The 11497-nt window shown below is 59.0% G+C and carries 12 protein-coding genes; all 12 read left to right on the top strand.

The genetic code is table 11. The annotated features are described in order from the left end of the window. On the top strand, positions 1-570 hold a 570-nt coding region (locus ACUTJJ_RS14310), incomplete at its 5' end, for a ferritin-like domain-containing protein (RefSeq protein WP_445542583.1). 91 nt (positions 571-661) lie between these two features. Continuing rightward, the gene (locus tag ACUTJJ_RS14305) at positions 662-1954 is read left to right on the top strand and encodes a M23 family metallopeptidase (RefSeq protein ID WP_445542582.1); all 1293 of its coding nucleotides are present in this window, start codon (positions 662-664) and stop codon (positions 1952-1954) included. A gap of 219 nt (positions 1955-2173) precedes the next feature. Beyond that, complete coding sequence (locus ACUTJJ_RS14300; RefSeq protein WP_144573968.1) at positions 2174-3670, top strand: DEAD/DEAH box helicase; 1497 nt, start codon at positions 2174-2176, stop codon at positions 3668-3670. A gap of 7 nt (positions 3671-3677) precedes the next feature. Beyond that, positions 3678-4136 (top strand): NUDIX domain-containing protein, encoded by a 459-nt coding sequence (locus ACUTJJ_RS14295; protein ID WP_144573967.1) that lies wholly within the window; start codon positions 3678-3680, stop codon positions 4134-4136. Positions 4137-5032: 896 nt separating this feature from the next. After that, positions 5033-6160 carry a branched-chain amino acid ABC transporter substrate-binding protein gene (locus tag ACUTJJ_RS14290; RefSeq protein WP_445542584.1) on the top strand — a complete coding sequence of 376 codons (1128 nt, stop codon included), beginning with the start codon at positions 5033-5035 and terminating at the stop codon, positions 6158-6160. Positions 6161-6290: 130 nt separating this feature from the next. Then, positions 6291-6968, top strand: coding sequence for a ribulose-phosphate 3-epimerase (gene rpe / locus ACUTJJ_RS14285; protein ID WP_063948726.1), 678 nt, complete (start codon positions 6291-6293; stop codon positions 6966-6968). Positions 6969-7012: 44 nt separating this feature from the next. Next, complete coding sequence (locus ACUTJJ_RS14280; RefSeq protein WP_445542581.1) at positions 7013-7516, top strand: hypothetical protein; 504 nt, start codon at positions 7013-7015, stop codon at positions 7514-7516. An 81-nt stretch (positions 7517-7597) separates the two neighbouring features. Next, a complete protein-coding gene (gene purB, locus ACUTJJ_RS14275; RefSeq protein WP_144573965.1) occupies positions 7598-8905 on the top strand; it encodes an adenylosuccinate lyase in 1308 nt (435 codons plus the stop codon). 80 nt (positions 8906-8985) lie between these two features. Further along, positions 8986-9549 (top strand): alpha/beta hydrolase, encoded by a 564-nt coding sequence (locus ACUTJJ_RS14270; protein ID WP_445542580.1) that lies wholly within the window; start codon positions 8986-8988, stop codon positions 9547-9549. 192 nt (positions 9550-9741) lie between these two features. After that, a complete protein-coding gene (gene purC / locus ACUTJJ_RS14265; protein WP_063948719.1) occupies positions 9742-10506 on the top strand; it encodes a phosphoribosylaminoimidazolesuccinocarboxamide synthase in 765 nt (254 codons plus the stop codon). A 53-nt stretch (positions 10507-10559) separates the two neighbouring features. Further along, the gene (purS, locus tag ACUTJJ_RS14260; protein ID WP_006314096.1) at positions 10560-10802 is read left to right on the top strand and encodes a phosphoribosylformylglycinamidine synthase subunit PurS; all 243 of its coding nucleotides are present in this window, start codon (positions 10560-10562) and stop codon (positions 10800-10802) included. A 19-nt stretch (positions 10803-10821) separates the two neighbouring features. Further along, a complete protein-coding gene (gene purQ / locus ACUTJJ_RS14255) occupies positions 10822-11493 on the top strand; it encodes a phosphoribosylformylglycinamidine synthase subunit PurQ (RefSeq protein ID WP_296071600.1) in 672 nt (223 codons plus the stop codon). The last annotated feature ends 4 nt before the right edge of the window (positions 11494-11497 follow it).

Here is an 11497-nt window from a genome sequence, read left to right as displayed (position 1 = left end):
CACGCCATCGCCCATATCGAACTTAATGCCGTCGATCTCGCCCTCGATATCGTCGCCCGTTATGCCAGCGAACCGGTGCCGCATTCCTTTTTCGATGGCTGGATGCAGGTCGCGTTCGAGGAAGCCAAACATTTTCGCATGGTCCGCGACCGGCTGAGGAGCCTCGGTGCCGATTATGGCGACCTGCCGGCCCATGACGGACTGTGGCAGGCCGCCCACTCCACCCGCAACGACTTGACCGCACGGCTTGCCGTCGTGCCACTCATTCTTGAAGCGCGCGGACTGGATGTGACCCCTTCCCTGCAGGCGAAGATGCGGGAGACAGGCGACCTCGAAAGCGCTGCCGTTCTCGACGTCATCTACAATGATGAAAAGGGCCATGTCGCGATCGGGGCCAAGTGGTTCCGGTTTCTCTGCGCCCGTGAAAAGAAGGACCCCGCCGCCACCTTCAGGCAATTGGTACGCGCCAATTTCCGCGGCCCTCTAAAGCCGCCGTTCAACGATCTCGCCCGTGCCGAAGCCGGCCTCACGCCCTCGTTTTATCGCTCGCTGACCTCCGTCAGCCAATAGCAACGAGGTGGAAACGCCTGCCCGGCAAAACTTCGTTAACCTTAACGAATTATGTTTTCCCTTTATAAATCGGCCAGTCCGGAGAGAGATTGTGACTGATACGGGGCAAAACAGGGTGTTCGGCAAGAAGCGTGAGCCACACGTGCTCATCCTTGCGCGCGGCGAAAGCGTGCGCCATATGACCATCCGGCCGTGGATGGCGGCGCTTGCTGGCTGCACGATCGGCCTTTTCTCGCTCGGTTATCTCGGCGCCACAAGCTATCTCATCCTGCGTGACGACCTTATCGGCGCGACGATGGCGCGCCAGACGCGCATGCAGAACGACTATGAAGACCGCATCGCAGCACTGAGAGCGCAGGTGGACCGCGTGACATCGCGACAGTTGCTCGATCAGCAGGTTGTCGAAAAGAAAGTGGAAAAGCTGCTCGAGCAGCAGGCGGCACTGACCTCCCGCCACGGGCGCATGAGCGAATTGCTCGAGCGCGCCGAAAGTTCCGGGATCGCCGCCGACCCGGCCGCACCGCCCTCTCTTTCGAACGCGCTGGCGCCGGAAAAACGTGCCGATCTTTCCGGTGGCCTTTCCGCAATCGAAAAGCTGATGACACCTCGCCAGCCGGAAAGTCCTGCCGCACCAGACCGGCGCGCCGCTTATCTGCCCGAAAGCGGAGAGACCCCGTCTGATCGGGCCGACCGGGTGTTTTCCAAGGTGACGTTGTCGCTGAAGGATATCGAGCGCCAGCAGATATCGCGCATCGCGCGACTCACGAGCGATGCGGAGGATAAGGCCAACGCGATGCAGGACATCATCCGGCAGACGGGCCTGAAGATCGAAGAGGACGGGGCGACCGACATTGGAGGGCCCTACGCTGAACCTCAACGCGGCGAAACTGACCCGTTCAACCTCTCGCTTACCAACCTCGACAATGCGCTGAACAGGCTCGATATCGTCAAGGAAACCGCAACCACCTTGCCCTTCGGTAACCCAGCTCCGGGCCGATCGATCACCAGCCGGTTCGGCAACCGCATGGATCCGTTTCTCGGCCGGCCAGCGCTACATACCGGCATTGATTTTCGTGCTGAAACGGGCGCGGACGTCAAATCGACGGGCGCGGGCCGGGTGACAGTGGCGGAATATTCAGGCGGTTACGGCAATATGGTCGAGATCGATCACGGCCAGGGTGTTTCCACGCGATTCGGCCATCTCTCGGCTATTGTGGTGAAGGCGGGCCAGAAGGTCGAAGCCGGCGACGTCATTGGCCGGGCCGGCAGCACGGGCCGCTCCACAGGCCCGCATGTGCATTATGAGGTGCGCCGCAACGACATGCCTGTTGACCCGATGCGATTCCTCATCGCCGGAACGGAGCTTAAAACCTATCTGAAATAGCGCACCGAAATTAACGCTTCCTTTGCTATTTTAACGATAAATCGGCGAAATATGCGCCACGGGCCAAAAAGCCCCGCCTTCGGCATCACGTTTCCAGCGCTTTTCCCGTTGTTTCCTTGACTTTCCGGCAATTTGGGCCTATCCCCGCGCCAAGTCTATGCAAGTGCCACAGCGCACGCAGGTATTTCATACCGAACCAGAACGGAAAAAGTTCTTCCTTTGACAACATTCTCTGATCTTGGCCTGAGCCAAAAAGTTCTTTCCGCTATTGCAGATGCCGGCTACACGACGCCGACACCCATTCAGGCTGGCGCCATTCCGCCGGCGCTGGAAAAGCGTGATATCTGCGGTATCGCACAGACCGGCACGGGCAAAACCGCGTCCTTCGTCCTGCCGATGCTGACCCTGCTCGAGAAAGGCCGCGCGCGTGCCAGAATGCCGCGCACGCTAATCCTTGAGCCGACCCGCGAACTGGCCGCACAGGTCGCCGAGAATTTCGAGAAGTACGGCAAGAATCACAAGCTGAACGTCGCGCTTCTCATTGGCGGCGTTTCCTTCGAAGACCAGGACCGCAAGCTTGAGCGCGGCGCCGACGTGCTGATCTGCACCCCCGGCCGCCTTCTCGACCATTGCGAACGCGGCAAGCTCCTGATGACCGGCGTCGAAATCCTCGTGATCGACGAAGCCGACCGTATGCTGGATATGGGCTTCATCCCCGATATCGAGCGTATCGCCAAGATGATCCCCTTCACGCGCCAGACACTCTTCTTCTCGGCCACCATGCCGCCGGAAATCCAGAAGCTGGCCGACCGCTTCCTGCAGAACCCTGTCCGTGTCGAGGTCGCAAAGCCCTCCTCCACCGCCAAGACCGTTGCGCAGCGTATCGTCGCCGCTCACAACAAGGACTATGAGAAGCGCGCCGTGCTGCGCGATCTGGTCCGCGCCGAAGAGGCTGAGCTGAAGAACGCGATCATCTTCTGCAACCGCAAGAAGGACGTCGCCGATCTGTTCCGCTCGCTCGATCGTCACGGCTTCTCCGTTGGCGCGCTGCATGGCGACATGGACCAGCGTTCGCGCACGACGATGCTGCAGAATTTCAAGGACGGCAATCTGAAGCTGCTCGTCGCATCCGACGTTGCCGCCCGTGGCCTCGATATCCCTGACGTTAGCCACGTCTTCAACTTCGATATTCCCATTCACTCGGAAGACTATGTCCACCGCATCGGCCGTACCGGTCGTGCCGGGCGCTCGGGCAAGGCCTTCACCATCGTCACCAAAAGCGACACGAAATATCTGGACGCCATCGAGAAACTGATCGGCGAGAAGATCGAGTGGCTGAACGGTGACCTCTCCACCCTTCCCGCGCCCATGGAAAGCTTCGAAAGTAATTCGGGCCGCCGGGGCAAGGAACGGGGCGGCCGAGGCCGCGAGCGCAACCGCCGCGATGCCGCGCCGGTTGAAAACATCAATCAGGGTGTACAATCCGCTGCGGACACTGACGTCGCGGCTCATGGAGACGACAAGGTGAAAGCAGAACGCAGGCAGGAAAAGACCCCGCGCAATTCCGACCGGAACATTCGCAACCCGCTGCATGCCAATGACGACAACCGTGATCGCCGCCGTCACTATCGCGACCACGACGATGGCCCGACACCGGTTGGTTTCGGTGACGATATCCCTGCTTTCATGCTGATCGTGGCAAACGCCAAGGCCTGACCAATCGATGGACAGCATGACGCCGACCGCCAAGCCAGGCCTTGATTTTCCGGGTGTTGGTGTTGGCCTTGCTATTGTCAGGGACGGCCGCGTGCTGCTTTGCCGGCGCTTGAAGGCGCCGGAAGCCGGATACTGGAGTATTCCGGGCGGCAAGGTCGATCATCTTGAAACCTGCCTCGCCGCAGCCCGCCGAGAAGCCGAAGAGGAAACCGGCCTCACGATCGGCGAGATCGATTTTCTCTGCCACAGCGAATATATCAATGAGGAAGAGCGTCACCATTGGGTGTCGCTGATGTTTGTTGCACGTGATGCGCAGGGCGAGCCTGCCTTGACCGAGCCTGACAAGCTTTCCGCCATTGAATGGTTCGATATGGATGAGCTCCCTGAACCGCTTTCCGCCTTTGCGAGGGACGCTATCGCAACGCTGAAACGCACCGGTGCGACACCGTACAAAGCCACCCTCTAAACGCGTGGCGAAAGCCGTAAATTCCGTTGGATGATCGGTTTCGGGGAAGGTCGACAGCCATTTTCCAGGACAAATCTCTCCTACGAAAAGCGGGCGAGCAAGAACGGCTTTTTCATAAGGCCGGCCCAACTCAATTTTAAATTGATTGAATTCGCCAAACGTAAAAAGCCGCTTCAGTTTCCCGAAGCGGCTCATACGTGATGAAAAACATAGAATATAAACGCAATATAGTCTGGCAGTGCTTATAACCGGAACACTTCCGAGGCCGTTAAAGCCAATTTCAGTCGTCCCCTGAAACGCCTTCATCTAAACGAATGATCTACTTTCCGTCAAGCTAATCTGCTTGCAAAAGCGAAAAAATTGCGGCCTGATAAACCTTCCGGCAGTGTCAAACTTTACGTATTTGGAATATATATCAGCGGGTTGCATAAGTGGTTATTAATTATCATATTTATAATCTGCACTTGGCCAGCGCGAAGCCCATTAATATGTTTTCCAAATTGATACTCTATTCCGCGAAGGTATTATTTTTCTAAAACAATATAAGTACTTGCCTTAACCTGATGACGGCGCCCAACGGCAACGTGTACAATGTTGGGCGGACAAACACATCAAAGGCAATTGAAGGCTTGATTTGCAGGCGAGTAAAACAACTTCAAATTGCCAACCCTATCAGTTGTCGATTTACCTGCTGGAGCCGTACTGAGACACTAAGCGGTCCGGGGCGAGACAGTTTTTGATACACCCATAAGCGTACATCTCGTGGCCCTGAAGGGCGGAAGCCAAAAACGAGAAGCGGCGCACAGTCGCGCACCGGTTTTCGTCAGGAACGTTGTCGACAAGGTGCTTCGGGCGAATGTCTGGGATATCGGCGTATTTTTCCTTTGGAAAACCTGCTGTTGCCGATAAACATCAAGCCGGGACAACAGGATTTCGATCACGTCATGCTTTCACTTCGCCTGCTAACGATTATCGCCGGTTTTGCCTTTACGGGCGCAGCGAGCGCGGCATCGATTGGCATCGTCGCCCCGCAGAATGGTCCTTACGAGCTTCTCGGCCAGCAGGTGCGGCAAGGCGCAAAGGCGGCGGCGGCAAAGCTCGGGCTTGATATCGTTGAAATTCACGAAAGCTGCGAAGACGGTAGCGGCGGTGCGATTGCAGATGGTCTGGTCGCCGCCAAAGTCAGTGCTGCGATCGGTTTTTTATGCACCGAGACGCTTCAGGGTGTCCTGCCGCCCTTAAAGGCAGCGGGCATACCCGCGATCACCCTTTCCAGCCGGGCACCGATCCTGATGGAAGACGCACTGAAATACGGCTGGCCGCTTTTCCGGCTTGCCCCGTCGGACAGGGCCGAATCCGACCGGATCGCAGAAATCATGCTGCGCGACTGGAAGGGCCATTCGATAGGGCTGGTGGATGATGGCACGATCTACAGCCGCGAACTCGTTGATCGCATCCGCTCGGTATTGGAGGAAAACGGCTTGAAGCCGACGTTCAGCGATACGATGCGGCCCAATCAGGAACAGCAGGTGGCGCTGGTCCGGCGGCTGGCGCGCACCGGCGTCTCCCACGTCTTTATCGGCGCGGAGCGCAACGACGTGGCCATCATCGCAAGGGACGCCGCATCGGAAAACCTCGCCCTGACCATCATGGGCGGCGACGCGATGAATGCAGCCAATAACCCCGTCCCCCTGACGGCCAGTGTGCTCGCCGTCACACGCCCGGCCTATGACACATTGCCCTCCGCGCTGGCAGTTGCGGCTGAACTGCGCGGCGCAGGCATCGAGCCCGAGGGTTACGTGCTGCCTGCCTATGCCGCGGCCGAACTGACCACCCAGCTTGCAGAGGCCGTGCAGGCGCAGTCGAAACCTGCGCCGGAAATCCTGGCTGGCGGCACCGTCTTTAAAACCGTCATCGGCGATCTCGGCTTCACCGCATCGCACGACCTGAAGGACAATCCCTATCGCCTGCAGCGCTGGAACGGTCAGCGCTTCGAACCGGTGGACAGGGCCGAAAAACAATAGACATCGTGCCTGTCGAAAAATTCGATGAAACGCGTCTGAAAACGACGGAGAACCCCGCGGCCGGCCGTTTCAAAGCGGAATACTTGGTGTTAAAGGCAGCTTACGCAACGCGTCGAGAGGAGTTTGCCCCATGTCCCTGCCCATCCGCATAGCCCCGTCCATTCTGGCTGCGAATTTCGCCAAGCTTGGACAGGAAGTCGCCGATGTCACGGAAGCCGGCGCTGACTGGATCCATCTCGACGTCATGGACGGCCATTTCGTGCCGAACATCTCCTTCGGCCCTGATGTCATCAAGGCGCTTCGCCCGCACAGCAACGCCTTTTTCGATTGCCATCTTATGATTGCTCCCGTCGATCCCTATCTCGAGGCCTTCGCCAAGGCCGGGTGCGATAGCATCACCGTGCACGCAGAGGCCGGCCCCCACCTGCACCGCTCGCTCCAGACCATTCGCGGACTTGGCCTCAAGGCCGGTGTGACGCTCAACCCTGCGACGCCGCTTTCCGTCATCGAAAACGTGCTCGATGATGTCGATCTCGTGCTGATCATGAGCGTCAATCCCGGCTTTGGCGGTCAGAAGTTCATTCCCGCCATGCTCGACAAGATTCGCGCGGCAAAGGCGATGATCGGTCAGCGGCCAATCGAGCTGGAGGTGGATGGCGGCGTGACGGCACAGACCGCAGGTGATATCATTGCCGCCGGAGCCAATGCACTGGTCGCCGGTTCGGCGGTCTTCAAGGGCGATGGTGTCGAAGACTATCGCAAAACGGTCGCCCTGCTGCGCTCGGCAGCGGAAGCCGGACGGACCTAACCCACCCGGCTGAATGCGGCACAACAGGGCGTCGGGGGATCGCCATGGAAAGCAGCATGGATTTCCGTGTCAAGTCGGTGCCGGCTCTGCTCATCCTGCTCGGCGCGTTTGCTTGGGGCGTCTGTTCAGCTGCATCCGCCGCTGCTGGGCTCTATGTCCGCAACAGGCTGGAAACCGATCACACCGCCGATATCGTCACGCTTTTTTTCGCGGGCGGTTTTTTCGGCTGGATTGTGGCGCTGACAGCCCTCCGCTTTCTCCCTGCCTTAACACCCCGGCCATTGCGTTTTGCGGCGGCCTGTCTCGCCATCCTTTTTTTCACGCTCGCCACTGCGGCAGCGCTGTTCGCATTCGAATACCGCGTGTTCTATGCGCAATGGCACGCACCGGCCTTGTCCCGCATCTGGTTCTTCCAGCAGCTCTTCACCTCGCTCGGCGCAGTCTATCAATTCGCAATTCTCGGCCTCGACCTTTATTTTCCGTTTGCTGTTGTTCCGGTCCTGGCCGCCGGCGCAATCCTCTGCCGGCCTGCGCAACGAGCGTCATAGCCATGCAGCTTGATAGATTGAGATTAGCGGAACACTTTGCTAAACGGGCAGCAAATTTCCTCTACTAAGAAAGTCATTGCCATGATCCCTCGTTACTCCCGACCGGAAATGGTCGCCATCTGGTCGCCGGAAACAAAGTTCCGCATCTGGTTCGAGATCGAGGCGCATGCCTGTGACGCGCTGGCCGAACTCGGCGTCATTCCGAAGTCGGCTGCCCAGACCATCTGGGAAAAGGGCGGCAGCGCCACCTTCGATGTCGCCCGCATCGACGAGATCGAAGCCGTGACCAAGCACGACGTCATCGCCTTCCTTACCCATCTCGCAGAATTTGTCGGTCCCGACAGCCGTTTCGTCCATCAGGGCATGACCTCGTCGGATGTGCTCGATACCACGCTCAACATCCAGCTCGTGCGCGCCGCCGATCTACTGCTCGCCGACATGGACCGCGTACTCGCCGCGCTGAAGACCCGCGCCTTCGAACACAAGAACACGGTGCGCATCGGCCGCAGCCACGGCATCCATGCCGAGCCGACAACCATGGGCCTGACCTTTGCCCGCTTCTATGCCGAGATGCACCGCAACCGTGAGCGCCTCGTGAATGCCCGCGCGGAAATCGCCACCGGCGCGATCTCCGGCGCCGTCGGCACGTTCGCTAACATCGACCCGCGCGTCGAGGAACATGTCTGCGCAAAGCTCGGCCTCATCCCGGAGCCGGTTTCCACGCAGGTCATCCCGCGCGACCGTCACGCCATGTTCTTCGCGACGCTCGGCGTCATCGCCTCGTCGATCGAAAACGTCGCCATCGAAATCCGCCACATGCAGCGCACCGAGGTTCTGGAAGCGGAAGAGTTCTTCTCTCCCGGCCAGAAGGGCTCGTCGGCGATGCCGCACAAGCGCAACCCGGTGCTCACTGAAAACCTCACGGGCCTTGCCCGTCTGGTGCGCATGTCGGTCGTCCCGGCCATGGAAAACGTTGCCCTCTGGCACGAGCGCGACATCAGCCACTCCTCGGTCGAGCGCGCGATCGGCCCAGACACGACTGTCACTCTGGACTTCGCATTGAACCGTCTGGCCGGCGTCATCGAAAAGCTGGTGATCTACCCGGACAACATGTTGAAGAACATGAACAAGTTCCGCGGTCTCGTCCATTCGCAGCGCGTTCTCCTGGCGCTGACGCAGGCTGGCGTATCGCGCGAAGACGCTTATCGTCTGGTCCAGCGCAACGCCATGAAGGTCTGGGAACAGGGTGCGGACTTCCTTGAGGAACTGCTGGGCGACGAGGAAGTGCGCGCTGCTCTGCCTGAGGCGGTCATCCGGGAAAAATTCGACCTTGGCTACCACACCAAGCATGTCGACACGATCTTCACCCGCGTCTTCGGCAACGCCTGAGACTTGCACCGACCTCGAGACTTGACGTTAATGCCGCCGCGGCCTTGATCGCGGCGGCATCACAACACAGATATGGGCGCATGAAAGTTTCAGAAGCAGATATCCTGATCGTCCCCGGCTACACCAATTCCGGCCCCGACCACTGGCAGAGCCGCTGGGAGCGCAAGCTCTCCACCGCCCGCCGTGTCGAGCAGGCGGAATGGTCGAAACCCGTAAAGGAAGATTGGGTCGCCCGGCTGGTGGAAGAGGTCAATGCCTCCAGCAAGCCAGTCGTCCTCGTCGCCCATTCGCTCGGCGTTCCGACCGTGATCCATGCCCTGCCCGAAATCGGCAAGAAAGTATCGGGCGCGCTTCTCGTTGCGCCGCCTGATGTCGCCAATCCCGACATCCGGCCGAAGCACCTGATGACCTTCGGGCCTTACCCGCGCGATCCGCTGCCCTTTCCGACGATCACCATTGCCAGCCGCAACGATCCCTTCGGCTCCTACGAACACGCCGATGACATCACAGCCGCCTGGGGCTCATTGCTCATCGATGCCGGCATGTCGGGCCATATTAATGCCGAATCCGGCCATGGGCCATGGCCAGAAGGCGGCATGGTCTTCGCCCAGTTCCTGAGCCGCCTCAAGGCGGTTGAGCCCTGAGGACAGAGGCAGGTTACCATCGGCCCTGCCCGCGCCCATTTGATGAAGCCGAAGCGGCCTCCGACGCTGATACAAGAATTGAAGGGAAATATGCCAGCCGCATTGTAGAATGCATGCTTTTCCTTTATGGGACCGCTTCAAAGACAAAACGCAACGCCACCAGAATCGGCGTCAACCAAGAGACCTGCTATCATGAACCGTCGCCGCCGTATTTACGAAGGCAAGGCCAAGATCCTTTATGAGGGTCCGGAGCCAGGCACGCTTATCCAGTTCTTCAAGGACGATGCGACCGCCTTCAACAAGAAGAAGCACGAAGTCATCGACGGCAAGGGCGTGCTGAACAACCGCATTTCCGAATATGTGTTCACGCATCTGAACAAGATTGGCATTCCCACCCACTTCATCCGCCGCCTCAACATGCGCGAGCAGTTGATCAAGGAAGTGGAGATGATCCCGCTTGAAGTCGTCGTGCGCAATGTCGCCGCCGGCTCGCTTTCCAAGCGCCTCGGCATTGAGGAAGGTGTGGTGCTGCCGCGCTCGATCATCGAGTTCTATTACAAGTCGGATGAGCTCGAAGACCCGATGGTGTCAGAAGAGCACATCACGGCGTTCGGCTGGGCCAACCCCGCCGAGCTTGACGACATCATGGCGCTTGCCATCCGCGTCAACGACTTCCTCTCCGGCCTTTTCCTCGGCGTCGGCATCCAGCTTGTCGATTTCAAGATCGAGTGCGGGCGGCTGTTCGAAGGCGATATGATGCGCATCATCCTCGCCGATGAGATTTCGCCCGATAGCTGCCGTCTCTGGGACATCGAGACCCAGAAAAAGATGGACAAGGACCTCTTCCGTCGCGACATGGGCGGGCTTGTGGAAGCCTATTCCGAAGTGGCGCGCCGTCTCGGCATCATCAATGAAAACGAACCGATCCGCGGCACCGGCCCTGTTCTGGTGAAGTAATATCAGCTCGTGAAATAATATTGGCCTCGTAGGGTAAATCAGGAGAAGATCAGGTGATCAAGGCACGGGTGACTGTTACGCTGAAGAACGGCGTTCTCGATCCGCAGGGCAAGGCAATCGAAGGCGCGCTTGGCAGCCTCGGTTTTGATGGCGTCGGCCATGTGCGGCAGGGCAAGGTCTTCGATCTGGAACTGGAAGGCGCCGACAAGGCCAAGGCCGAAACCGACCTTAAGGCAATGTGCGAAAAGCTGCTGGCCAATACGGTCATCGAAAACTACGCCATCAGCATTCTCTAAGCTCCAGGAGCCGCCGTCCATGAAATCCGCTGTCGTCCAACTTCCCGGCCTCAACCGCGACCGCGACATGATCGCGGCTCTCACAAAAATCTCCGGTCAGGCGCCTGTCACCATCTGGCAGACGGAAACGGACATTCCCGATGTCGACCTGATCGTCATTCCCGGCGGCTTCTCTTACGGCGATTATCTGCGCTGCGGCGCGATCGCCGCCCGCATGCCGGTCATGCAGGCCATCCGCGAGAAGGCGGAAAAGGGCGTGAAGGTTCTCGGCGTCTGCAACGGTTTCCAGATTCTGGTCGAAGCCGGCATGCTGCCGGGCGCCCTGATGCGCAACGCTTCGCTGAAATTCGTCTGCCGCGAAGTGAAACTCGAAGTCGCCAATAACGACACCGAATTCACCCGCGCCTATGACAAGGGCCAGATCCTGCGCTGCCCCGTCGCCCATCATGACGGCAACTATTTCCTCGATACGGATGAGTTGAAGTCGGTTGAAGGCAACGGCCAGGTCGTGTTCCGTTATGCAGAGGGCACCAACCCCAACGGCTCGCTGAACGACATTGCCGGCGTCATCAACACCAAAGGCAACGTTCTTGGCATGATGCCACACCCGGAAAACCTGATCGAAGCTGCGCACGGCGGCAATGACGGCCGCGGCCTCTTTGCTTCGGCGCTTGGCGTCATCGCAGCCTGACAGA

The organism is Agrobacterium sp. DKPNP3, from assembly GCF_052686535.1.
Note: the sequence above shows the minus strand (reverse complement) of the source record. Positions and strands in the feature narration are given on the sequence as shown.

Coding starts and splice junctions, on each gene's coding strand:
- ACUTJJ_RS14270 (WP_445542580.1), top strand. CDS start 8,986: ATGAAAGTTTCAGAAGCAGATATCCTGATCGTCCCCGGCTACACCAAT.
- purB (WP_144573965.1), top strand. CDS start 7,598: ATGATCCCTCGTTACTCCCGACCGGAAATGGTCGCCATCTGGTCGCCG.
- purC (WP_063948719.1), top strand. CDS start 9,742: ATGAACCGTCGCCGCCGTATTTACGAAGGCAAGGCCAAGATCCTTTAT.
- rpe (WP_063948726.1), top strand. CDS start 6,291: ATGTCCCTGCCCATCCGCATAGCCCCGTCCATTCTGGCTGCGAATTTC.
- ACUTJJ_RS14295 (WP_144573967.1), top strand. CDS start 3,678: ATGGACAGCATGACGCCGACCGCCAAGCCAGGCCTTGATTTTCCGGGT.
- ACUTJJ_RS14280 (WP_445542581.1), top strand. CDS start 7,013: ATGGAAAGCAGCATGGATTTCCGTGTCAAGTCGGTGCCGGCTCTGCTC.
- purQ (WP_296071600.1), top strand. CDS start 10,822: ATGAAATCCGCTGTCGTCCAACTTCCCGGCCTCAACCGCGACCGCGAC.